This is a genomic window from Fulvivirga ulvae (assembly GCF_021389975.1).
GTDB lineage: Bacteria > Bacteroidota > Bacteroidia > Cytophagales > Cyclobacteriaceae > Fulvivirga > Fulvivirga ulvae.
In genome coordinates this window covers 1,447,865-1,471,257 of the sequence record NZ_CP089981.1, presented here as the reverse complement: position 1 = coordinate 1,471,257, position 23,393 = coordinate 1,447,865, and the positions used below count along the sequence as shown (strand labels likewise).

General features: G+C 40.6%; 20 protein-coding genes. 11 read left to right on the top strand and 9 right to left on the bottom strand.

Translation table 11 applies throughout. From position 1 onward, the window contains the following. Positions 1–15: 15 nt before the first annotated feature. Both LVD17_RS06185 and LVD17_RS06180 read right to left on the bottom strand, forming a co-directional pair. Positions 16–765 (bottom strand): tetratricopeptide repeat protein, encoded by a 750-nt coding sequence (locus LVD17_RS06185; RefSeq protein ID WP_233765459.1) that lies wholly within the window; start codon positions 763–765, stop codon positions 16–18. Between the two features lie 2 nt (positions 766–767). Next, positions 768–1,346: an RNA polymerase sigma factor gene (locus tag LVD17_RS06180; RefSeq protein WP_233765458.1), complete on the bottom strand. Its 579-nt coding sequence runs from the start codon at positions 1,344–1,346 to the stop codon at positions 768–770. Positions 1,347–1,764: 418 nt separating this feature from the next. Between LVD17_RS06180 and LVD17_RS06175 the strand changes: the two genes are divergently transcribed. The 3 genes from LVD17_RS06175 to LVD17_RS06165 all read left to right on the top strand — a co-directional run bounded on the left by LVD17_RS06175 (position 1,765) and on the right by LVD17_RS06165 (position 6,430). Further along, on the top strand, positions 1,765–2,307 hold the full coding sequence (locus LVD17_RS06175; RefSeq protein WP_233765457.1) for a hypothetical protein: 543 nt from the start codon (positions 1,765–1,767) through the stop codon (positions 2,305–2,307). Positions 2,308–2,356: 49 nt separating this feature from the next. Further along, positions 2,357–5,260: a CHAT domain-containing protein gene (locus tag LVD17_RS06170; RefSeq protein ID WP_233765456.1), complete on the top strand. Its 2,904-nt coding sequence runs from the start codon at positions 2,357–2,359 to the stop codon at positions 5,258–5,260. A gap of 99 nt (positions 5,261–5,359) precedes the next feature. Further along, positions 5,360–6,430: a hypothetical protein gene (locus LVD17_RS06165; protein ID WP_233765454.1), complete on the top strand. Its 1,071-nt coding sequence runs from the start codon at positions 5,360–5,362 to the stop codon at positions 6,428–6,430. An 81-nt stretch (positions 6,431–6,511) separates the two neighbouring features. Here the strand turns inward: LVD17_RS06165 and LVD17_RS06160 are convergent, their stop codons facing one another. Then, positions 6,512–6,931, bottom strand: coding sequence for a nucleoside-diphosphate kinase (locus LVD17_RS06160; RefSeq protein ID WP_233765452.1), 420 nt, complete (start codon positions 6,929–6,931; stop codon positions 6,512–6,514). 190 nt (positions 6,932–7,121) lie between these two features. Here LVD17_RS06160 and LVD17_RS06155 point away from each other — a divergent pair, with 190 nt between their 5' ends. From LVD17_RS06155 to LVD17_RS06120, 8 genes are all read left to right on the top strand, one after another. Beyond that, the gene (locus LVD17_RS06155) at positions 7,122–8,150 is read left to right on the top strand and encodes a DHH family phosphoesterase (protein ID WP_233765451.1); all 1,029 of its coding nucleotides are present in this window, start codon (positions 7,122–7,124) and stop codon (positions 8,148–8,150) included. Then, a complete protein-coding gene (locus tag LVD17_RS06150) occupies positions 8,151–9,101 on the top strand; it encodes an FKBP-type peptidyl-prolyl cis-trans isomerase (protein WP_233765450.1) in 951 nt (316 codons plus the stop codon). Positions 9,102–9,104: 3 nt separating this feature from the next. Then, a complete protein-coding gene (locus LVD17_RS06145) occupies positions 9,105–9,584 on the top strand; it encodes an FKBP-type peptidyl-prolyl cis-trans isomerase (protein WP_233765449.1) in 480 nt (159 codons plus the stop codon). Between the two features lie 5 nt (positions 9,585–9,589). After that, entirely contained in the window at positions 9,590–10,174 is a 585-nt protein-coding gene (locus LVD17_RS06140) for a non-canonical purine NTP diphosphatase (RefSeq protein WP_233765448.1), read from the top strand. Positions 10,175–10,178: 4 nt separating this feature from the next. Then, on the top strand, positions 10,179–10,796 hold the full coding sequence (locus LVD17_RS06135) for a uridine kinase family protein (RefSeq protein ID WP_233765446.1): 618 nt from the start codon (positions 10,179–10,181) through the stop codon (positions 10,794–10,796). Between the two features lie 55 nt (positions 10,797–10,851). Next, entirely contained in the window at positions 10,852–11,217 is a 366-nt protein-coding gene (locus tag LVD17_RS06130; RefSeq protein WP_233765444.1) for a hypothetical protein, read from the top strand. Positions 11,218–11,307: 90 nt separating this feature from the next. Next, entirely contained in the window at positions 11,308–14,328 is a 3,021-nt protein-coding gene (gene secDF, locus LVD17_RS06125; protein ID WP_233765443.1) for a protein translocase subunit SecDF, read from the top strand. A gap of 267 nt (positions 14,329–14,595) precedes the next feature. After that, positions 14,596–14,907, top strand: coding sequence for a hypothetical protein (locus LVD17_RS06120; RefSeq protein ID WP_233765442.1), 312 nt, complete (start codon positions 14,596–14,598; stop codon positions 14,905–14,907). An 88-nt stretch (positions 14,908–14,995) separates the two neighbouring features. Here LVD17_RS06120 and LVD17_RS06115 read toward each other — a convergent pair whose 3' ends face one another. From LVD17_RS06115 to recQ, 6 genes are all read right to left on the bottom strand, one after another. Beyond that, a complete protein-coding gene (locus LVD17_RS06115) occupies positions 14,996–16,450 on the bottom strand; it encodes a TrkH family potassium uptake protein (RefSeq protein WP_233765441.1) in 1,455 nt (484 codons plus the stop codon). Between the two features lie 5 nt (positions 16,451–16,455). Continuing rightward, complete coding sequence (gene trkA / locus LVD17_RS06110) at positions 16,456–17,796, bottom strand: Trk system potassium transporter TrkA (RefSeq protein ID WP_233765439.1); 1,341 nt, start codon at positions 17,794–17,796, stop codon at positions 16,456–16,458. Between the two features lie 38 nt (positions 17,797–17,834). Beyond that, positions 17,835–18,320: a gliding motility lipoprotein GldH gene (locus LVD17_RS06105; RefSeq protein ID WP_233765438.1), complete on the bottom strand. Its 486-nt coding sequence runs from the start codon at positions 18,318–18,320 to the stop codon at positions 17,835–17,837. Then, positions 18,317–19,483, bottom strand: coding sequence for a PSP1 domain-containing protein (locus LVD17_RS06100; RefSeq protein WP_233765437.1), 1,167 nt, complete (start codon positions 19,481–19,483; stop codon positions 18,317–18,319). Before LVD17_RS06100 ends, LVD17_RS06105 begins: the two co-directional genes overlap by 4 nt. A gap of 132 nt (positions 19,484–19,615) precedes the next feature. Continuing rightward, positions 19,616–20,914: a phosphoribosylamine--glycine ligase gene (purD, locus tag LVD17_RS06095; protein ID WP_233765436.1), complete on the bottom strand. Its 1,299-nt coding sequence runs from the start codon at positions 20,912–20,914 to the stop codon at positions 19,616–19,618. A 275-nt stretch (positions 20,915–21,189) separates the two neighbouring features. After that, positions 21,190–23,376, bottom strand: a complete 2,187-nt coding sequence (gene recQ, locus LVD17_RS06090) for a DNA helicase RecQ (protein ID WP_233765435.1) — start codon at positions 23,374–23,376, stop codon at positions 21,190–21,192. Positions 23,377–23,393: the final 17 nt, after the last annotated feature.

The window sequence follows — 23,393 nt, the reverse complement described above, 5'->3', positions numbered from 1 at the left end:
CTAAGGAGAACCCGTTCAATTGCCGAGTTCCCTCAGCAACTCTTTAGCCTGTGCCTGAAACATATGATCCGATTGTTTTGCAATGGCAGTAAGTTGCGCTGTAGCGTTTTCTTTTTTGTTTAGTTTAAGGTAAGTCAACGCAAGATACCATTCGGAAACTTCCTTGTACAATCCGTTAGCATTTTGAGCGGTTCCTGTAAGCCATTGCTCGGCTTTGTCGGCTTCACTGACGGCGAGATATGAGACTCCCAGATAAGTTTTAATGGCATTATCCTGAAGATTTTCATCAATATGGCCTTCAAAATAGGCGATGGCAGCCCGGTAGTTTTGCCGGTTATACGCACTGAGACCCTTTTCCTGAAGGCTCTGGTCACCCGACCTTTGGGAAATCACATCTTCATAAGGCTGAAAGTATGAGGCGAACAGTGCCTGGCTGTTTGGCTGCGTAGCATTTTGTATGATCAAATAGCCTATAGGCACCATTAGGATTATAATTACTGCTGCTATGGAAAGTATACGTCGTAAGGGAACAACTCTTGCTGTTTTTCCTCCGGAAATCTCTTCTTCCCAGGATGCCAGCTTTTTCATGAATTCCTGCTCACCAAAAGTATTGATCTCAGCCATCACGTGGAGGTAGTCCCCTGCCTTTTGATCAAACTCAGTGTCCTCTGCCCTTCTTTTTTCAAACTCATCTATTTCATTGGCGCTGAGCTTTCCCTTATGGTAAGCATCTATTAATTCTATATCTTTTTCTTCCTGCTCCATATTCATTGACTGGTTTTGGCCTCCAATAGTTCTTCACGAATTTTTTTCAGACAAAGGCATTTTTTCTTCTTAACAACCCCCTCATTTTTATAACCAAGGTTGGAAGCAATACTTTCCATGGAAAAATTTTTGAAATAATACATAAGCAGAATCGATTTGCATGGCTCCCCCAGTTTCTCCAGTATCTTCTTTACCAGGCCCCGCTGATGGGCCTCTTCCTCAAACCTCAAAAGGTCATTGCCCGAAGTCTCTATTTCAGGGATTTCATCCAACTGAACTTTGTGCTTCTGCTCTCGAAACAGTTCCCTGACCAGGTTTTTGCCTATGCCGAACAGGTAAGTGCTGATGTTGCTTTTTAATGTCGTGATCTTCTCATCCTTCACATTGAAGTAGAATATGGTAAAACTCTTTTGGTACAAATCGATGGCTTCATCTTCAGTAATGCGGTGGTGGGCCCTGAACCATTTCAGAAAGCCAGGCCTGTTGATCTCATATAACTGGCGAAGAAAATGATCGTCACCCTGCTTTACCTGTTGGATTGCGTCATCTACTGTAGTGCCATTTGTTTGTACTTCTTCCATTCGTTAGTGCTTACTCGCACGTAAAGGTTACCATACTTTAAAAGGCCAAGATAGACAAACTTTAGTTTCTTGAAAAGAGGATAAACCCCCGAAAACAAGATACCTGTTTTTGGACACTTTCCTATAAGCTGTTTTCAGCTTTACAATGTTGCTTCTTTGAGGAAACCAGATAAATATAAAAAATAGTAACCTATTTCAATTTGTTCACACAAAAGGTAAAAAATCAAATATTATGAGGAAAATAAATAAATTATGTATGTTGGAACTACCAACAAAGATCCTGATATTCTCGGAATATAATCAGTATAAGTTACCTGCTTTAGGTGTGGCTTTATGTTTACCAGCTTTGATAAGTGGGTTTAATAATTGTTTTAGACAAATCGATAAATTATTTTTATATAACCAAACCAACTAACCAATGCGACTATATTTTCTTTTCTTTCTTCTTTTTGCTCTGGCAGGATGTGAACCAGAGCCAAAGAAGGAAACTAATCAGCTTTTTTTACATAATTGTACCGCTGAAGATGAATGTAATACTGATGAAGATCCCTATTGCGATTGTGGGGGCTCAGCGCAATGTCAGAAATACTGTCCACGACTTGATCCTGCACTATTTTCAATAGTTAGAGGCGGAAGAATTTGTGGGAAAATATTTGGATGTATCCCTCCAATAGATGCACGTGAACTTAGAATAATATTTTTCACTACTAACCCAGCCGAGTCTATCAGTTATATAAGAACTATTGCCGGTAACAATAATGAGGTTTTTGCTAAAGGAGAGTTAGAATCATATGATAAAGAAAGGAGTGAGGCTACTTTTAAATACAATATTGTAGCGGAAGAATTGGCAGAACAGGAACTCGTGGTCAGTATTACCACTTTTACGAAAGAAAAGGAGGGTCAGCTAAGCCTGACTATGGAGTCTGATCCATTTCCAAAGGGGCACTTTACGTTTAAATAATTAGATTTTGAATTTGTGGGAAATTATATTTTTCAATAAAAAGTCCGTCATGTACGGACTTTTTATGTTAATAATATTTACATCTGCACGAGCTCAGATGGACAGGTCGGACTTTATGAGCCGGGTTGATCTAATGATGGATCAGTTTTATTTTGAAGATGCTGATAGTGCTTTTTATCATCTTAATAATCTATATAGTATAGCCACCGATAAAGGCTGGAATAGAGAAGCTTTGTATACGCTGATAAACAAGGCTTACGTAGCTGAGCATCATTTTATGATAGACTCTCTAAATAGATTTTTGCACAAAGCGGACAGCCTGTGTTTGCATTACGGCAATAACCCGGGAGATTTAGACCCTGATAATAATTTAATATCTGAAGTATTTTATATGAAGGGCATGTATTATTACTACCAGGGGGATTTCCTTAATGCCCAGGTTAATTTTAAGAAAACCATTTTCGACAAAAATATTCTTCAGGTTGCAGATTCGTTACAAACCTTCAACGGACTATTGAATATTAGCCAGCTGGCAATATTTAATTCAGATTATGAAAAGGCAATGCAGTTTGCAAATATGGCGGAGAGAGTGTTGCCATTAAGCTATCCTTCCTATAGCTCAGTTAGGGATTATAATTATCAACGATCTTTTATTGAGGCAGTTAAATCCAAAATATGGTTTTTACAAAATCAGTCATATAAAGACAGTGAAATTTATGAAGGGATAAAAGTTAGTCTAAATCGATCACTTGAAAGAATTAAAAGCAAAGAGAATGAGGCTGGCACGCATAATTTGTTTTTAAAGCTATACACCCAGTTGGCGGATCTGTATGTTGTGCTCAAAGATTACGATAGTTCATTGCTATTCATAAATAAGGGGATGGCCTTAAGCCGGGGAGCTGATGCAGAGCAGCAGATAAAATTTCTTTACGAGGCAGCTCATGTTCATGTACAAAAAAATGAATATTCAACTGCTCTTGGACTAATTAAAGAGGGGCAAGATATAGCTCTGAAGAATTTTGAACCAAAAAACCGGCTTGTTGCAAGAGGGCACTATGAAGCGGGAAAAGCTTTTTCTGCGAAAGGTGATTGGAATGAGGCATTATACTCTTATCAAAAATCATTATTTCACTTGACGGAGACGTTTCCAGATTATGCCGATATCTATGCATTGCCACCTTTACATAACCATACGCTTGAAAGTGAAGTACTCAAGGTACTCTTACTTAAAGCCCAGGCACTCTATGCATGGTATATCCACGAACCTCACAATCAAAAAAATCTCTTTGCTGCCATAGATACTTATGTACTGGCAGTTGAACTAATTGATAAAATTGGTAAAAGCTTTCAGGATGGCGACTCCAGGCAATTCCTTTCTTCAGTTACGCTGACTTCCTATGAGAAAGCCATACAGGCGGCTACTCAGGCCTACCAGCTGACCTCTGACATGCAACATTTTGAAAAAGCCTTTTATTTTGCCGAAAAAAGCAAGGCTAATCAGTTGGTCCAAGCTGTAAAGGACATATCATCTAAAGATTTTGCCGGCATTCCCAGAGACATACTGGAATATGAAAATCAACTTAAAGGGCGTATATACTATTGGAAGCATGCTTTGTTGGACTCAGAAGAAGCAGATTTTAAGATAAGAGCACAGAAAAATTTACTTGAAAGCCAGGAAAGATACACAAAGTTCATACAGGATCTTGAAAAGGAATATCCCGAATATTATCAGATAAAGTATAAATCAAATACAATCAGTATCCGGGATGTCAGGAATGAGTTAGCTGAGGATGAAGTTTTGATAGAGTATTTTTATGGAGACGAGAAGCTTTATGCTTATGCTATTTCTCATAATCGAGTTGCTCTTAAAGTTATTTCCATTGATCAGCAGCTGCATAGCAAGCTTATCACTTTTCTGAATTTGTTAAAAGCACCGGCAACCACTAACTCCGATATGGAGCTTTATAAAAATAAAAGCGAAGAACTTTATTCAATTTTAATAGAACCTATAGAGGAAGTTTTGCCCCCCGAAGAAGGCCGCTTGTTTGTAGTGACAGATGGCCTGTTGGGATATTTACCTTTTGAGGTTTTAATTGAACCCAACATCGCTGAAGGTTCAATGAATTTCATCATTAATAAATTTAGTGTTTCCTATGATTATTCGGCTACCTTGCGAAATGAAAAGAAAAATATAGTTAACAAAAAGAATACAAGACATTATGTAGGTTTTAGTCCGAGCTATGATGCAGACACTTCTTTGCTAAGTAACCTAAAGTTTAATCAACTGGAAGTAAAGCAGGCCAATGAATATATGGGAGGAGAGATTTTTTCAGGCAGATTAGCAACAGAAGAAAACTTCTATAAGAACTCTCCCCAAGCCTCAGTATTGCACCTTTCATTGCACGCCAATGTTGACGACAAGAACCCATCGGCATCAGCACTATATTTTTATAATGCCACGCAATCAGGGCAGCCAGAGGAGATTGAGACTGAAGATAATATACTGTACCTGTATGAGCTTTATAATACATCCCTGAATGCCCGATTGACGGTGTTAAGTGCATGTGAAACGGGTACCGGTTTATATGCCCGGGGAGAGGGCATTATGAGTCTGGGGAGGGCGTTTCAGTATTCGGGGTGTCCAAGCGTCGCTATGAGCTTATGGAAGGTCAATGATAAATCCACAGCCCGTATTATGGATGAATTTTTCCATAACCTGAAAAAAGGAATGAATAAAAGCGAAGCATTAAGGAGGGCCAAGCTTACATTTCTTAATGATCCTAAAAACAAATACTTTTCTCATCCATACTATTGGTCGGCCTTTGTTTTGATGGGCGATGCTCAGCCAATTGTTTCCCGTTCGTGGTTCACAGAAATAGTTATAGGACTTAGTTTACTTGTGGGTTTGATAGCGCTTGCCTTTGTTAAAAAACGCAGAAGGAAAACCTCCTGATTATCTTTATTTTAGCAATTTTTTGTGAAAATACTCTGTAGGTTGGTAACCTGTGGTTTGATGGTTTCACTAAGTAGAAACCATTAAAAACCTATTGTTATGAAAAAACCTAAGATGAATTTTAATTTGCCGATTGCTATCCTAACCATCGGAATGGCAGTTTGCTTTATGACATCGTGTCAGGAGGAAGTATTAAGTGAACAGGGTAAGAATGATATCCCAACAGTACCAAAACAGGTCGATACAAAAACAAAGCAAAATGGCCGTTTTGGTAGAGGAATTTGTTTTCCTGTAGTTGAGCCGGGTAGAATCGTAAGAGGGCCATTACATATTTTTTGTGATAATAATTGGGGTGCATGTAACCGCTATTACGTTGAATGCCTGCCCTGGATCGACCCCTGTGCATTGATCCCCTGCGGGATTGAATGGCGAAATCCCTGGATTATTTATGAAAAGTTCAGGGAGACACCAGAGATTTTTGAGTCATTTCGGGATGCCGGGCAAATTCAAATTGATGCGTCTACTACTCTTGCGTATTTTCCTGTCAATGGTGATGTTCTGGGGATGCAGTTTTATGAGGAATGGAAGCATTCATTGACAAAAGGGACATTACATTTGCGTACGTCAGAGGTATTGGATGATGAAACAGTAAGTGATTATAGTCTGGCTGGGAATGTTTTGCCAGCAGGTATTTATCCTGTCATTTACAATGAAAAAAACGGTACTTTTAATGCTTTTGCTTCCGTAGCTAAGTTTCCGGTTAAGTATGACAGGCCTATCATCCAGGTAATCCCTGGTAATTTTGATGGCTCCTTAAATTCACTTCTTAAAGATTTTGATCTCAAGGAGCATCCTGAATCGGTTCTCATTGAAGAAGACATTGAGCTGTATGTAGTTGAGCCTAATCTTTCAGAAAACATTGAGGGTGTCTATGCTTTCTCACCGAATCTATATGATTTAACACTGGTTTTCAAAGGTGACCCAAACCCTCAACCCAATAGGTTCGATCCTACACCTACACCGGTAAAAATATGGATCAACGGAGAAATTTGGTTGGATCAGGAGGTTGCAAAACTTCTAAATATTGAGCCGTTTTTAATTAAACCTGAAAATGTTCATCAGGCATACGATAAGGAGGCAGATGTTTTGCGAGTAACTATTTTGAGATGAAATAAATAAAAAAGAAAAGATGTCATTTTGCCCGGATCTGACCGGCGAGATGACATCTTTATTTATTTCTAATTAGAAAGCTTAGAACTTCTCTGTCTCTGCAAAGAAGAAGTTGCCTTCGATAGTTGCGTTTTCGTCAGAGTCAGAGCCATGTATAGCATTTGCCTCGATTGATTCCGCAAATAATTTTCTGATAGTACCTTCAGCGGCTTCCTTGGGGTTAGTAGCTCCTATTAATTTTCTGAAATCTTCAACAGCGTTATCCTTTTCAAGGATCATAGGCACTATAGGGCCAGAAGACATATAGTTAGTAAGGTCTTCATAAAAAGGACGCTCTTTGTGAACGGCATAAAATTGTCCCGCTCTTTCTTTTGACATGTAGGTTTTTTTCATTGCTACAATTTTAAAACCTGCCTCTTCTATCATTTTAGTGATAGCACCAGTGTTGCCGGCACCTACGGCATCAGGTTTTATCATTGTAAAAGTTCTTTTTCCAGCCATAATTTTCTTCTGATTTTGAATTTGCCGCAAAAGTAGTAGAATATTTCTTATTAAATGATCTTAAATGTGGTAAATGTTATGCATTCCGATAATCCGGGATAGGTATTTTGTATTTGACCGATTTTATTATCAATTTTGCCGTTTATTAAAAATATAGTCCTCTTGTCAGAAGGGGGCGGATTTAGAAGGAATGCAGAATCTGGAAGCTTTTAAAACGGTCATCAGTAGCCCAAAGAAAGTGGTGATAACCACCCATCATAAGCCTGATGCTGATGCACTAGGGTCCTCATTGGGATTAGCAGGGTATTTGAGAAAGAAGGGACATGAAGTATCGGTTATTACACCTACTGATTATGCTAACTTTCTGGCCTGGATGAAAGGTAATGATGAGGTCATTATATTTAATGAAGGCAACGAAGAAAAATCAGGAAGGCTGATCACTGAGGCTGATATGATTTTTTGTCTGGACTTTTCGAGTCTGAACAGAATTAACGAATTAGGTGAAATGGTACGGCAGTCGGCTTCTGTCAAAGTGCTGATAGATCACCATCTTGAACCTGAAGACTTTGCCAATTTTGTATGCTGGAGTACTGAGGCTGCAGCTACAGCCGAACTTGTGTACGACCTGATTTGTGACCTGGGTGATAAGCAACTTATTGATAAAGACATAGCAGAAAGTCTTTATGCCGGAATAATGACTGATACCGGTAGCTTTAAGCATCCAAATACTACAAAGAATGTATTCAATGTATGTGCGGAGCTGGCAGATATTGGTGCTGATACCGCCAAAGTATCGAAACTCGTCTATGACACTAATTCATTGGACAAAGTGAAGTTTTTAGGCTTTGCATTAAATGAAAAGCTAAAAGTACTTGACGAATTCAATACAGCTTACTTTGCAATTACTGCGGATGAACTGAAAAGGTTCAACTCCAAAACCGGGGATACTGAAGGACTTGTTAATTATGCGTTGTCCATCGAAGGGATAAAATTTGCAGCAGTAATTATTGACAGAACTGAGGCCATAAAAATGTCTTTCCGTTCTATTGGTGATTTCTCCGTCAATGAATTCGCCAGAAAGCACTTTGAGGGTGGAGGTCATAAGAATGCTTCAGGTGGTAAGTCGGATCTTAGCCTTGAAGAAACTGTAAAAAAATTTGAGAATGTTCTCAATGAATATAAAAACGAACTAAGTACAAAAATTAAAACCTACGCTTAAATGATTAATACATTCAAAACCTTAGTGGCATTATTGGTAGTAGTGGCTTTACAATCATGCAATGACTCAGAAAAGAAAACTGCTTCCGGGATGACCTATACCTTGGTAAAAGAAGGTGATAGTCAGCCGATCGAAGATGGCCAGTACCTGCTGATGAATATGGAATACAAGGATGACAAAGATTCTGTATGGATGACAACTGCTGAGCAGGGTATTCCGATAGTGGTGCCTAAAAATGACTCTGTGTGGAGCAGCAGCGAGGGGAGTATTGAGCAAATTTTCAACGAACTCTCAAAAGGAGATAGCGTTACATTCACTATCAGTATTAAAGACTTTTTTGCAAATACGGTAAAGTCTGAAGCACCACCTCAGATAAATCAAGAGGGAACACTAACATTTAGTGTAGGCGTAGAAAATGTGCTTAACCAGGAGGAGTTTATGGCGTGGCAACAGGAAATGATGGCCAAACAACAGAAAAAGCGTGAAGAGGAAGCTGAGCAACAACTAACCACTGATGTGGCTGCCATTGAGAAATTCCTTACAGAGAATAATATAGAGGCTAAAAGAACTGAGTCAGGAATTTTCTATGTAATGAAAGAAGAAGGTTCGGGAGAGCAGGCTTCTGCCGGTGATACTGTAAAGGTGAACTATACGGGACATGTGTTAAACGGACCCTTGTTTGATACTAACGATGAGACGTTAGCTAAGGAAAAAGAATTGTACAGTGAGCAGCGTGCAGCTCAAGGAGGATATGATCCTTTAGAGTTTGTACTTGGTCAGGGTAGAGTAATCAAAGGTTGGGATGAGGGCATTGCTTTACTTAAAGAAGGTGGTAAGGCAACATTATACATCCCTTCTCCATTGGCATATGGTCCACGTCAGAGAAGTGAGGAAATCGTGGCTAATTCAATCCTTGTGTTTGATGTGGAGCTGGTTGAAGTAGCAGACTAAATTATGGCAATGAATAAATATTCATTATACCTGGTTTCCCTGCTGATAATTGCTGGCATATTCAGTTGTTCGAACGATGACGAGTCAGGACTTTCAGTTCAGGAGCAGTTTGAGAAGGAAATAGAGCTGATAGATCAATACCTGGATGATAATAACATAGAGGCTCTTGTGGATTCAGCATCAGGGCTTCGTTATGTAATTAAAAATGACACGATAAGTGAACACCCTCAGGTTACGGATGTAATTATATTCAACTATGAGGGCAGGTTTTTATCTGATGAAGTTTTTGAGCAGGGGGATTCTGTAGAGACTACTTTAGGTAGCCTTGTTCCTGGTTTCCAAAGAGGGTTGCAATTTTTCTCCGAAGGAACCTCAGGTACATTGTTTATTCCTTCATATTATGCTTATGGTAAAACAGGGCAAGGCCCGGTGCCGCCGAATACGCCTCTGATATTTGAAGTAGACCTTATTGAGGTAAAATAGCATATATGGAAATCTGTTTTGCCACAAACAACACAAACAAAATAAATGAAATTAAACGCTTGCTCCCCAGCCATATAAGGCTGGTGAGTTTAGCGGATATAGGCTGTGATGAAGAGCTGCGGGAGGATCAAAAGACCCTTGAGGGTAATTCTCACCAGAAGGCTGACTATGTTTATAAAAACTACAAAGTATCATGCTTTGCAGATGATACAGGGCTGGAAGTGTTTGCCCTTGATGGTGAACCAGGAGTCAGGTCGGCCCGATATGCCGGTGAGATACGGAGTAACGAAGACAATATCAATTTGCTCCTTAAGAATCTCGAAGGCAGCGAAAACAGAAAGGCTCAATTTAGAACGGTGGTTACACTTATCCTTAATGGCAAAGTCAGGCAGTTTGAAGGTATCGTGAGAGGTGAAATAATAAAAGAAAGAATCGGGACTGATGGTTTTGGCTATGACCCCGTTTTTATACCAAAAGGCTATGATAAAACCTTTGCCCAAATGAATATTGAGGAAAAGAACCTGATCAGCCATAGAGGCATAGCTATCAGAAAACTTATTGAATACTTATCAACCCATATAAAAAACTAATTTTGTGGATCCGTTTATTATAGGCATTACGGGAGGGAGTGCTTCAGGTAAAACTTTATTTTTAAACAGCCTGTTACGCGAGTTTGATAAAAAAGATGTGTGTCTTATCTCTCAGGATAACTACTATTTACCCCGCGATCAGCAACCTCTTGATGAAAACGGTGTAAAGAATTTTGACACCCCACAATCTATTGATGACAAAGCTTTTGCTGCTGATATAAGGAAAATAAAGGCTGGGGAAGGGTTTTCACGGTTGGAATATACTTTTAACAACCCCAACGTAGTAGCGCAAATGCTTAAGTTTGATGCTGCTCCGATCGTAGTGATTGAAGGTCTCTTTGTAATGCACTTTAAAGAGATCAATGAACTTCTTGATCTCAGGCTGTTTATTTCTGCTAAAGATCATGTGAAGCTTAAGCGAAGGATAGTAAGAGATAAAGTCGAAAGAGGATATGATCTTGATGATGTACTCTATCGCTTTGAAAAACATGTGATGCCAACCTATGAAAGGTACCTGGAACCTCTAAAGGAAGAGGCTGACTTGATAATCCCAAACAACAAAAGTTTTGACAGTGCGCTGAAGGTCCTTTCGGGCTTTTTAAGATCAAGGCTGAATAAATAATACTCCTTCTTGTTTTATAAGGTATAATCATTACTTTTGTGGGTCCTGAAAAAGAATGAACAAGCAATATTACATATCAAAGTACAAGCAAACCATTGGGATTGTTATTGGTATTGTAGCCGCCGTTGTGATACTCGTATCACAGTCATTCTACTATGATTACATGGCAAACGCTGAAGTTGGCGTTAAAACGGAGATCGGCAATGAAACTACGGATGATCAGCAACCAGACATCCTGACCATTAGCAAGGATGCCGTAACTACCGTGGTGCAGTTTACCATTACACAAGTGCTCCATTTTATCGCCGAACTGCAACTGGCGAATAGCGACGAAATACAAGTTGAGTTTGATCAAAAGGTCGAGCTGGATACTTTCTTTAAAACACTCTTTCGTTTAATTATATCCCCAAACGCCCCATAAACTAGAGGCGCACTTTCTGTTTATCTCTTACATTCACCGGTAATGTGAGACCCCTAATTTTTAAAACCCTAACTATAAATATTTATTACAATGCGAAATAAAGGTGCAGTAGTATTTTTAACAATCATTATTACGTTGCTGTGCGTCTATTATCTGTCGTTCACATTTGTGGCGAGAAATATTCAGCAAGATGCCATAGACTATGCAACGGGCGAGTCAGGAGTCGTTGATCTTAGCAAGAAACAGGCATACCTTGATTCTATTTACAATTTACCTGTTTACAACCTGTTTGGTGCGGAGTTTACATACAAAGAGGTAAAAGATACCGAGCTCAGCCTTGGTCTGGATCTTCAGGGCGGGATGCACGTTACTTTAGAAGTCTCTCCTGTTGATATCATCAAAGGCCTGAGTGGAAACAGCCAGGATCCGGCTTTCCTTACTGCCATAGAAAAGGCGAGAGAAAAGCAGAGAAACAGCCAGGAAAGATTTGCTGATCTTTTCTACGAATCATATCAGGAAACAACGGAGAAGCCTTTAGCAGATATTTTTGCCACTGCCGCCAATCGTGGCAGAATCAGCAGAAGCGACAGTGATGATGCTGTAATGGAAATTATCTCCAAGGAAATTGAGGATGCCATCGACAGGTCATTCATTATTTTAAGAACAAGGATTGACCAGTTTGGTACTTCGCAGCCGAATATTCAAAGGCTGCAGGGCACGGGAAGAATACAAATAGAAATACCCGGAGCTGATAACCCCGAAAGGATAAGAAAACTTCTGCAAGGAGTGGCTAAACTTGAATTCTGGGAAGTAGCTGAACTCAGTGAGATTAACAATTCTCTTGTAGCTATAAATGATATGCTTGTAAAAGAGCAGCAGGCTAAAACAGAACTTAATGCATCTGACTTAAAAACAGAAGTACAGGAAGAGGCAGCGGCAGGCGAAGAAGAGCTGGGTGATGCACTTTCTTCCGCTGATACCGACACAACAGATGAAACAGGCAGCGATCTTGACGCTGCACTTAGTGGTGACACCACTGCAGGTGATCAACTCGATTCTTTGGTTAACAATGAAGTGTCCCCATTATTTGCCCTGATCAAAGCCCGTGACGGATTGGTTTATGATGTTAGCGATACGGCGATTATTGGAAAGATATTGAGAAGGGAAGATGTGCAGTCTATACTCCCAAGAACAGTTAAACCTCTATGGGAAGTAAAGCCTACTGTAAACGAACAAACAGGTGAGGAATACCTGCAGTTATATTTTGTAAGAAAAGGCCGTGGTGGCAATGCCAAACTTACCGGTGAGGTAATTACTGATGCACGTCAGGACCTTGACCAGTACAGCCGGCCTGCGGTAAGCATGCAAATGAATGCTCTAGGAACCAGAGTATGGGCTAAAATGACTGCCGACGCAGCTAACCAGACGCCAAAAGGAAGAATCGCCATTGTACTGGATAACCTTGTATATTCGGCACCTTATGTTAATGGAGAGATCCCGAATGGTAGCTCTCAGATTTCAGGTAACTTTAGCATCGAGGAAGCTAAAGATTTAGCTAACATTTTGAAAGCAGGTTCTCTGCCTGCCCCTACACGAATAGTTGAGGAAGCTATTGTAGGACCTACACTGGGGAAAATAGCTCGTGACCAGGGTATAATCTCTATAGTGTCAGGTTTGGTAATAGTGGTGCTGTTCATGATAGCATACTATTCCAAAGGAGGCTTTGTGGCCAATATTGCTTTGGTTTTCAACGTATTCTTTATTTTGGGTATCCTGGCGCAGTTTAACGCTTCACTTACCTTACCAGGTATGGCCGGTATACTCTTAACTATTGGTATGTCGATAGATGCTAACGTTCTTATTTTTGAACGTATCAGGGAGGAGCTCAACAATGGCGTGAAACTCCGGGCTGCCATCACAGATGGATACAAAAAAGCATTTAGCTCTATTGTGGATGCTAACGTAACCACATTACTTACAGCTGTTATTCTATATGTGTTGGGGCAAGGTCCTGTTAAAGGATTTGCGATTACGCTGATGATAGGTATAGTCTGTTCATTCTTCTCTGCGGTATACATTACCAGAGTTATCATCGAGTGGATGGTGAGAAAAGGTGATGAAAGTAAAGTGTCATTCAAAACGCCATTGTCTAAAAGCATGCTAGCTGACTTTGGAATCGACTTTATGGGTAAAAGGAGGCTGGCCTACCTTATCTCAGGAGCTATTATAGTTATTGGTTTGGCCATAGTTGCAGTACAGGGACTGAATTTGGGCGTTGACTTTAAAGGAGGTCGTTCGTATATCGTTAACTTCCAGAGCCCGGTAGCAGCCACGGATATGAAACTGGCACTATCAGAATCACTTGAAGGAGCCGGTACAGAGGTTAAAAACTTTGGTAGCAACAATATCATGAAGGTGACTACCTCGTATATGGTAGATGATGAATCTGATACTGCTGATGAGGAGGTGAAAAATGCAGTGATCAGCGGTATTGAATCGTTTACAGGTCAGAAATACGTGGCCAACAGCTCTCAGGTTGATGCAGAACACTTTACCATTTCAGGATCATCAAAAGTAGGAGCTACCATAGCTGATGATATTAAGAGCTCGTCCTACGAGGCGGGTATATTCTCTATTGTAATTATCTTCCTTTACATTTTGATCAGGTTTAGAAAGTGGCAGTTCAGTACAGGAGCTATTGTGGCTGTTGTTCACGATACATTGTTTGTATTTGCCATGTTTGGCATTGCAGGCGTGTTTGGTATCCGTTTCGAAATAGATCAGGTATTTGTAGCAGCACTGCTTACCGTTATTGGTTACTCCATTAACGATACCGTGGTAGTATTTGACAGGATTCGTGAATACCTGAATTTAGGAACCAGCTCTGACAGAATTAAAGTATTTAACTCAGCGATAAATACTACCCTGAACAGAACCCTGATGACATCTTTCACTACCCTCATTGTGGTATTGATCCTGTTCATCTTTGGTGGTGAGGTATTGAGAGGCTTCTCTTTTGCCTTGTTGGTAGGTATAATCGTGGGTACTTATTCTTCGATCTTTATTGCATCTCCGGTGGTAATTGACCTGGATAAGAAGAAGATAGAGTAAATAATATATAGGATTAAAGAAGAAAGCGGGTGTCGAGAGACATCCGCTTTTTTGCTTTGTGTTAGTCTAACTCTCTGGAATATTGCTGTGAAATAACATCGTATGAGTTCCTATTTTTACAATTAAAGAAAATTATAACCTGGGAGTGCTACTAGTTTATTAGTAATAAGTTACATTCAACATATGAAATTTTCTTTACTGGTTTTACTCGCGATTACATTGACTACACTAAACGCTCAAACCAAAAGTGAGTTGAAGCCCTGCGAAATGGATTCAATTGATGGCATGTTGATTCATTCAGTGGTTGAAAGTCCCCCTGAATATAAAGAAGGCTTGGAGGGATTCCTTAGGGATATCTCTGAGAAAGTTAAACCGAAACACAGACTTGTTGGCTGTATAAGAGTGGTATTTTCATTTGTTATTGATATAGAAGGAAATGTACGGAATATGTGTTATTCAGACAATGTTGAAATTACAAAGGAAGCAATTGAGGAGATAAGTAATTGGGCTGCAGGAAGAAGTGGAGGTGTCAATGTACCGGTAAGAATGTATATATCAATGTATGTTAAATTTGGTTAATATAGAAAGGGAGTATTATAAAACTAACCATTTGTCAATTACATTCAGAAGCTATCAACTCAAAAAAAGTAGAAAACTGGTGCCCTATTCAATACTTCTGCCAAAAATTCATATTGAAGAGCATCAATACAGTAAATAGTTCAAGCCTGCCTAGCAGCATCAGAAAAGAAAGTATCCATTTACCAAAAGGAGTGATACTGTTGAAATTGTCTACAGGGCCTACCTCTCCTAATCCGGGGCCGATGTTACCCAGAGAGGTGGCAACTGCACCCAGGGCAGTATCAAACTCTACGCCGGTGAAGGACAGCAGGAATACGCCTATGGCATAAACCAACATGTAGATCATGACGAAGGCAAGCACATTGTAAGTAATACTACGGCTAACAGCGGCTCCGTTTAACCTTACAGGGATCACTGCAGAAGGATGGAGCTGTCTCCGCATTTCCAGGAAACTATTTTTAAAAAGTAGTGTATGCCTTACCACTTTGATACCTCCGGCAGTAGAGCCCGTTGAGGCACCCACAAACATGAGCAAAAAGAAAACTATGGTCAGGAATGGTGCCCATTTTGTATAGTCGGCAGTAACATAACCAGTGGTAGTTATAATGGAAACCACCTGAAAAAGGGAGTCTCGAAATGACTTTTCAAAGCCTTCCCATTTGGATGAAAATACAAAAAAGGATATGCAAATGGATAACAACAGAACCACAAGCAGGTAATTTCTAAACTCTTCATTGGCCCATACTTTCCTGAATTTTCCTTTCAAACCAAAATAAGTAATGGTGAAGTTTGTACCCGCGAGGAACATAAAAATGATGATCACATAGTGAATATAGGCAGAGTCATAGTATGCTACGCTGGCATTTTTTGTTGAAAAGCCCCCGGTTGCCATAGTGGTAAGGGAGTGGTTGAGGGCATCATAGAAGGTCATGCCTCCAAACATAAGGAGTACGGTTTCTATCAGGGTCAGGCCAAGGTAAATGAACCACAATCTCTTAGCAACTTCTTTAATCCGGGGTTTCATTTTGTCTGGCGATATACCCGGCGCTTCCGCCACAAATAGCTGCATACCTCCAATACCTAATATGGGGAGAATGGCAACGGCTAATACTATGATACCCATACCACCTATCCACTGTGTAAGGCTCCTCCAAAATAGAATGCCTTTTGGGGCGCTTTCAATGTCGGTCATCACCGAAGCTCCGGTGGTAGTATAACCGGATATGGTTTCAAAGAATGCATTAGTAAAGTCAGGAATAGTGCCGGATAAAATGTATGGCAGAGCGCCAAAACACGACATGCACAACCACCCCAGTGTAACGATAAGGTAACCATCCTTTTTCTTTAGCTCTTTCTTTTGTTCATTTCTGGTTCCAAGCCATGTAATTGCGCCAACTACAATAGAAACAGCTCCTGAGGTGGCCAAATGCCAGATATCTTCTCTGTAGTATATGGAGAAAGGAAGGCATAACAACATGAAAATGCCATTGATAACAAGTAGCAGCCCCAGTATATTGGTTATTAACCAGAAGTTAAACCTCATAGCAATTATTTGAAGAATTTCTCAACAGCGTGGATACACTCCGGACGGCAAAGTACTACTGCCCGGTCTTTTGGCCTGAACTGGAAATCTCCCATAGTGGTATAGCCCACCCCGTTTCGTACTACTCCCCCGATAATAGCTCCTTTCGGGAACTCCAGGTTCCTTATTTCTTTTTCGGTGATTTTGGATCCGGCTTTTACAATAAACTCGAGTATCTCTGCATCCACACCGTGTATGCTGGTCAGGGAGATAACATCTCCCTGACGAATGTATCGGAATATAAAGTTAGCAGCAATCAGCTTTTTGTTGATCATGGTATCGACGCCGATGTTTTGAGACAGGTGTATGTAGTCGATATTTTCTACCAAAGCCACAGTTTTCTTTACATTATTATTCTTCGCTACCAGGCACGAAATTATATTTGTTTCAGAGTTACCCGTTACTGCGATAAATGCATCCATCTCCTCAATGCCCTCCTCCTGAAGCAGCTCCACATCGCGGCCATCCCCGTTAATGACCATTACATTCCGAAGCTGGTCTGCCAGCTCAAAGCATTTATCCTTGTCGCTTTCGATAAGCTTTACATTGAATTTCCTGCTCAACCTTCTTGCTGCATGGAATCCAACTTTACTGCCTCCCAGGATCATTATATTCTTAATTTCCTGTTTTTGTTTGCCTGAAAGCTCTAAAACACTGTCAACGCCATCTGGTTGGGCAATAAAATAAGCATGATCACCTTCAATAAACCTGTTTTCGCCATGAGGTATTATAGTATTATTTTGCCGTAGAATGGCAACGGTTACGAAGTTTTGATTAGGGTTGAGATGCGCCACCTCAACCATCGTTTTATTGCAAAGCTTGCTGTTTTCATCAATAGTAACACCTACAAGCGACAATTTACCCTGGTCAAAGTCAAAAGTGTCGGTCAAAGCAACTTCTTTCAAAAGCCTTTTGATTTCTTTTGCAGCAAGTGATTCCGGCGAAATAATTTCGTCTATTCCCAGATCTTTCAGGTCCAGCTTTTCCTTATCCAGCAGGTATTCCAGGTTTTGTATTCTGGCTATGGTCTTTTTTGCTCCAAGATGTTTGCCAATCATGGCGGTGGTCAGATTGGTTTCCTCTGAGGAGGTTACAGCTATGAGGAGGTCGGCATTTTGTACATCTGCCTCTTCAAGTATCTTATACGAAGTTGAGCTGCCTTTCAGTATTCCTACGTCCAAACTGCTGGACGCTTGCCTGAGTGTATCGCCATCCTTGTCTATCAGTATTATATCCTGTCTTTCGTAAGCTAACAGCTTGGCTAAGTGAAAGCCAACATCTCCTGCTCCTGCGATAATGATCCTCATACTTATTTTAGTCTTTTAACCATTTGTTTTTGGAATAATCATTCAGACTGGCCTGTAGCGTCTTCAACACGTACCCCAACAGAAAGTATCTCGGGGAGGGAATCCCTTCTCATAAACTGTTCGAGTTTAAGCCTGTATATCCCGGCTTGTTCAAACTGGTAGTCTTTCAGAATCGGGAAACGGTGATCAAAAATATCACCCAGCCCATCGCCGTAGGGTTTTCCTGTTTTAGGGTGAAAAAGATCTTTATTTACCAATTCTGTGGCTATTTTATTCCCAAGAGTATCTTCCAGCGTATAGTTAACATATATATTTTGGAAAGGGTAGGAAACTGAATTTCTGAGATTGTAATACAAATTATATTTTTTCTCCAGGTTTTTAATCTGAAACTGAAACGTTAAACCTGAGTCAGCGATCCATGTCTTGTTTTCCAGATCTATATTTTCTTCATATATTCTATTGCTGTCGCATGCCATGAGTCCTGAGATCAGGAAAAGAAGAATTATTGACGCCTGCTTTATCATTTACTCTGATTACTTTGATTGTTTTTTTTACGATTTCTAAAGTTTTTACGCTTCTTGTTCCTGCTTTTCTTTTTCTTATTTCCAGGTTGGCTTTTGAACTTGCGATCCATTTTTTCCAGGTCGCTGTTAAGTGCAACGTGGTCATCTTTGCCAGGAACGTCATCTTCCAGCAGGGAGGCTGGTTTTTTACCTGCTTTATTAAGTTTAATGATTTCATTAACACGTCTAACACCAATAGGGTGCCAGGTGTTTTCATCATCATAGCCAAACCACATCACCTTCCTGAAAATGTCTGTTTTCTGAAGTTTTGCAACACCTTTTTCGGTGATTAGCGGTTTTTCGAGTTCGGGGATGTCTTTCAGTGCCTCCATATAAGTTTCGAGCTCATAATTAAGGCAACATTTTAGTCTTCCGCACTGTCCTGAGAGCTTACTGGGGTTTAATGAAAGGTTTTGATACCTGGCAGCGCTTGTAGAAACACTTTTGAAATCGGAAAGCCAGGTAGAACAGCATAATTCACGCCCGCAGGAGCCAATGCCTCCGAGTCGTCCGGCTTCCTGCCGCAGGCTGATCTGGCGCATTTCTACTCTGATCTTAAACTCAGCAGCTAATAGCTTGATCAGCTCTCGGAAATCGACACGATCGTCTGCAGAGTAATAGAAAGTAGCTTTGCTATTATCGGCCTGATATTCTACATCTGACAACTTCATGTCCAGCTTAAGGTCATTGATAATCTGCCTGGTTTTATAGAGTGTAGGCATTTCTCTTTTGCTTACCTCTTCATATTTTTCCAGGTCTTTTTGGTGAGCTATTCTGTAGATTTTCTTAATCTCATCATCATCATTGATCTTCTTCTTTTGCATCTGGAGCCTGACCAGCTCACCCTGCAAAGAGACATGACCAATATGATGTCCGTTAGGTACATCAACCACAATAGCATCACCTGTAGTAAGCTGAAGGTTTTCCGAGTTTCTGAAGAAATCTTTTCTGCCACCTTTAAATCTTACTTCTACTATATTAAATTTATCTACAACCGGCAGGTCCATATTGGAAAGCCAGTCAAAAACATTCATTTTATTGCATCCTCCGGTAAGGCATCCTCCATTATTCTTACATCCTGCCACCTTTCCATCTCCGGAGCCGCAAGCACTACATCCCGCCATAACTTACTTTTGTTTCATCCACACTAAAGATAAATAAATATCTACAAACACAACTATGCCCATCGCAAATAAGGCACTGCCCCTAAGGCCGTTCAGGCCAATATCAGTTTTGCGAATGAGGGGCAACAGGTTTTACTTTAGCTGATTGACCTGCAGAGCCAAAATGTCTTTACCAATGTCTTTTCGGTAATACATGTCATCCCATGAAATGCATTTTGCTCCGTAGTATGATTTTTCGAGGGCTTCTTCAAGAGTTTCTCCCTGGCCGGTTATCGCCAGTACCCTGCCTCCATTGGTTACAAACTTGTAATCCTTCTGTTTTGTTCCGGCATGGATGACCAACGCATCTGTAACATCCGCCAAGCCGTGTATTACGTTGCCTTTTTCATATGCTTCAGGATAGCCACCTGCTACAAGCACCACGGTGGTGGCTACAAGGTCACTTATTTGCAACGAAATATTTTTTAAGTTCCCGATGGCAGCTGCATAAAGCAATTCTGCCACATCACTTTCTATCCGCGGGAAGACTACCTGTGTTTCAGGGTCTCCCATTCTAACGTTATACTCGATCACATAAGGTTCACCACCTACGTTCATCAACCCGATAAAGATAAAACCTTTGTAATCTATACTTTCTTTTTTAAGACCTTCAATAGTGGGCTCTATTACTTTACTTTTCACCTTATTGATAAAATCTGTATTGGCGAAGCTTACGGGAGAAACAGCTCCCATACCACCAGTATTCAGCCCGGTGTCACCTTCACCGATACGTTTATAGTCTTTAGCTTCAGGTAAAAGTACATAGTCTGTACCATCACTAAGCACAAAAACTGATAACTCTATCCCTTTCAGGAACTCTTCTATCAGTACTTTTGAGCTGGCCTCTCCAAATTGTTTATCCACCAGCATGGACTTTAATGCTGTTTTTGCTTCGTCACGGCTCTCACTTATGATGACTCCCTTACCCGCAGCCAGACCATCGGCTTTGAGTACTATGGGTGTGTTGCAGGTATCCAGATAAGACAGTCCTTCGTTTATATTGTCAGCAGTAAAGGTTTTTGATTTAGCTGTAGGTATGCCGTGCTTTTCCATAAATGACTTGGAAAAATCTTTGCTACCTTCCAGCTGAGCTCCAGCTTGGCCGGGGCCTACCATGGCAATATCCTTTAGTTCAGGGTCAGCTTCAAAGTAATCCCTGATCCCGTTTACCAAAGGATCTTCCGGGCCTACGACCACCAGGTCAATATTTTCATCCAATACAAACTTACCGATAGCAGCAAAATCGCCCGGGTTTAATGCTACATTATGAGCAATCTGCGCGGTGCCGGCATTTCCGGGAGCTACAAACAGCTTATTACACTTTTCACTTTCACCAATTTTCCAGGCTAGTGTATACTCCCTTCCTCCGCTTCCCAGTATTAATATATTCATGTGTTAGTCTTTAGATGTTAGTCTTTGATATTGAGTTAAAGGATCAAATTTTGCAGCCTTATTTTCTCTAATACCTGTAATTAAAACCACTATGGCTATTGCGTTATCGGAACAGCTATGCTAAGAAGCAAAGTTAGAAATTTAGTTATAATACACCAGCACTAAAAGAGGGTATTGAGCCATAGGATAGGCGGGAGATCAGGCTCCGATAAAAATCCCGGCTATTCAAAGTAGAATGGCCGGGAGGTCTGATCATCTATGATATTGATGGAATGTTAATTTGCATATTCAGACAAGAACTTGATCCTCATCAGTCTCAGTTCTTCCTCCGAATACTCCTCGTTATCCTCGTCTTCCAATGCCACCTGGATGTCATCTGTTTCAGCATTGAGGAAGTATTCATAGATGTCTTCTTGCTTGTCGTGATCCAGAACGTCATTGATATAGTAGTCCAGATTAAGCTTAGTGCCAGAATAGCAGATGTTTTCTATTTCTGTGAGCAGTTCATCAAAAGATATGCCCTTGGTTTCCGCAATTTCATCCAAGTCGATCTTTCTGTCAATCTGTTGAATGATGAAAATCTTCATTTTTGATTTGTTGACGGAGGACTTAATTACAACCTCGGAAGCCGTAACTATATCATTTTCATCAACATATTCTGAGATTTTCTTGATAAACTCTGACCCAAACTTCTTCACTTTTCCCATACCTACTCCGTTGATCTGGGCCATTTCTTCTTCCGAAGTAGGGTAAGTGGTAGCCATCTCCTCCAGTGAAGGATCTTGAAAGATTACATAAGGGGGCAGATCTTTCTCGTGTGCTATTTTCTTGCGCAGAGCTTTTAGCAGACCAAAGAGGGTTTCATCGTAAGCTTTGGTAGATACCGGGGTTCTTTCACTATTCTCCTCTTCATCACCGGAGTCTACATATTCATGGTCTATGGCGAATTGTATGGAGTATGGCTTCTTCAGGAAGTCATGGCCTTTCTGGCTCACTTTCAACACACCGATATTATCTATATCCTTCTCCAGCAGTTCGTATATCAGAGATTGTCTTACCACGGACTTCCAGTACTCAGCGGAGTCGTTATCGCCTTTGCCGTATACATCAAGGGTATGATGGTCGTATGATTTAACGTACTGGTTTTCCACTCCCCGTATAACGTCTACAAGGTGGTTTAGCCCAAATCTTTCACCGGTTTTTAAAGCAGCTTCAACGGCAATTGTTGCAACATCTTTTGCTTCGTACCTATCTTTTGGTTTTACGCAGTTGTCGCACATTTCACAGTTTTCTGTTGCGTACTCTTCTCCAAAGTAATGCAGCAGCTGCTTTCTTCGGCATACTGGGGACTCGGCGTAGTAAGACATTTCCTGTAACAGTACCCGGGCATTTTCCCTTTCCTGAACAGGCTTGTCTTTATTGAATTTTTCTAACTTATTAATGTCATTATGGCTGTAAAACATCAGGCATTTGCCTTCAAGTCCGTCTCTACCTGCGCGGCCGGTTTCCTGATAGTATCCTTCGAGAGACTTGGGAACATCGTAGTGTACCACAAAACGTACATCAGGTTTGTCTATCCCCATGCCAAAAGCAATAGTTGCCACTATGATATCAACATCCTCATTGAGAAAGTCATCCTGATTTTTCTCTCTAATGGAAGGTTCAAGCCCTGCATGGTACGGGGCGGCTTTAAATCCGTTAACATTGAGCAGCTCAGCTATTTCTGCTACCTTTTTTCTGCTGAGGCAGTATACTATTCCACTCTTGTTCTTATGATCACGCAGAAAATGAACCAGATTTTTCTTTGCGTGCTTTTTCTGTTTTACCTCATAATACAGGTTAGTACGGTTAAATGATGACTTGAATACATCCGCACCTTCCATCTGGAGGTTTTTCTGGATATCCATCTGTACCTTGGGTGTGGCGGTAGCAGTTAGTGCTATGATCGGCAAATTACCGAGCTGTCCTATAATCTCTTTGATCCTTCTGTATTCCGGGCGAAAATCATGGCCCCATTCCGAGATACAGTGTGCCTCATCAACGGCCACAAAGGAAATATTTGCCTTTTTTAGAAAATCGACATTTTCAACTTTAGTGAGAGATTCAGGCGCAACATATAGCAGTTTTATTGTGCCGTCAAGGCTTTCCCGCTTCACTCTGTTCATCTCAGCTTTTGTAAGTGTTGAATTTAAAAACTGGGCGTTTACTCCAAAAGCATTCATCTGGTCCACCTGATTTTTCATCAGCGCAATAAGGGGAGAGATGACAATTGCAACTCCATCCGTCATCAGGGCAGGCAACTGATAGCATAAGGATTTCCCTGCTCCTGTGGGCATGATAACGAAAGTATTCCTGCCATTGAGGATATTCTTGATAATAGCCTCCTGATTTCCTCTAAACTGGTTGTAACCAAAAACCTCCTTTAGTTTACCTCTCAATTTTTCCTTCTCTTCTACCAGCATCTTTTTTGTCGATAAAG

Excerpts from the sequence above, each read along its gene's own strand:
- LVD17_RS06185 (WP_233765459.1), bottom strand. The coding sequence starts at position 765 with ATGGAGCAGGAAGAAAAAGATATAGAATTAATAGATGCTTACCATAAG.
- LVD17_RS06180 (WP_233765458.1), bottom strand. The coding sequence starts at position 1,346 with ATGGAAGAAGTACAAACAAATGGCACTACAGTAGATGACGCAATCCAA.
- LVD17_RS06175 (WP_233765457.1), top strand. The coding sequence starts at position 1,765 with ATGCGACTATATTTTCTTTTCTTTCTTCTTTTTGCTCTGGCAGGATGT.
- LVD17_RS06170 (WP_233765456.1), top strand. The coding sequence starts at position 2,357 with ATGTACGGACTTTTTATGTTAATAATATTTACATCTGCACGAGCTCAG.
- LVD17_RS06165 (WP_233765454.1), top strand. The coding sequence starts at position 5,360 with ATGAAAAAACCTAAGATGAATTTTAATTTGCCGATTGCTATCCTAACC.
- LVD17_RS06160 (WP_233765452.1), bottom strand. The coding sequence starts at position 6,931 with ATGGCTGGAAAAAGAACTTTTACAATGATAAAACCTGATGCCGTAGGT.
- LVD17_RS06155 (WP_233765451.1), top strand. The coding sequence starts at position 7,122 with ATGCAGAATCTGGAAGCTTTTAAAACGGTCATCAGTAGCCCAAAGAAA.
- LVD17_RS06150 (WP_233765450.1), top strand. The coding sequence starts at position 8,151 with ATGATTAATACATTCAAAACCTTAGTGGCATTATTGGTAGTAGTGGCT.
- LVD17_RS06145 (WP_233765449.1), top strand. The coding sequence starts at position 9,105 with ATGGCAATGAATAAATATTCATTATACCTGGTTTCCCTGCTGATAATT.
- LVD17_RS06140 (WP_233765448.1), top strand. The coding sequence starts at position 9,590 with ATGGAAATCTGTTTTGCCACAAACAACACAAACAAAATAAATGAAATT.
- LVD17_RS06130 (WP_233765444.1), top strand. The coding sequence starts at position 10,852 with ATGAACAAGCAATATTACATATCAAAGTACAAGCAAACCATTGGGATT.
- secDF (WP_233765443.1), top strand. The coding sequence starts at position 11,308 with ATGCGAAATAAAGGTGCAGTAGTATTTTTAACAATCATTATTACGTTG.
- LVD17_RS06120 (WP_233765442.1), top strand. The coding sequence starts at position 14,596 with ATGGATTCAATTGATGGCATGTTGATTCATTCAGTGGTTGAAAGTCCC.
- LVD17_RS06115 (WP_233765441.1), bottom strand. The coding sequence starts at position 16,450 with ATGAGGTTTAACTTCTGGTTAATAACCAATATACTGGGGCTGCTACTT.
- trkA (WP_233765439.1), bottom strand. The coding sequence starts at position 17,796 with ATGAGGATCATTATCGCAGGAGCAGGAGATGTTGGCTTTCACTTAGCC.
- LVD17_RS06105 (WP_233765438.1), bottom strand. The coding sequence starts at position 18,320 with ATGATAAAGCAGGCGTCAATAATTCTTCTTTTCCTGATCTCAGGACTC.
- LVD17_RS06100 (WP_233765437.1), bottom strand. The coding sequence starts at position 19,483 with ATGGCGGGATGTAGTGCTTGCGGCTCCGGAGATGGAAAGGTGGCAGGA.
- purD (WP_233765436.1), bottom strand. The coding sequence starts at position 20,914 with ATGAATATATTAATACTGGGAAGCGGAGGAAGGGAGTATACACTAGCC.
- recQ (WP_233765435.1), bottom strand. The coding sequence starts at position 23,376 with ATGCTGGTAGAAGAGAAGGAAAAATTGAGAGGTAAACTAAAGGAGGTT.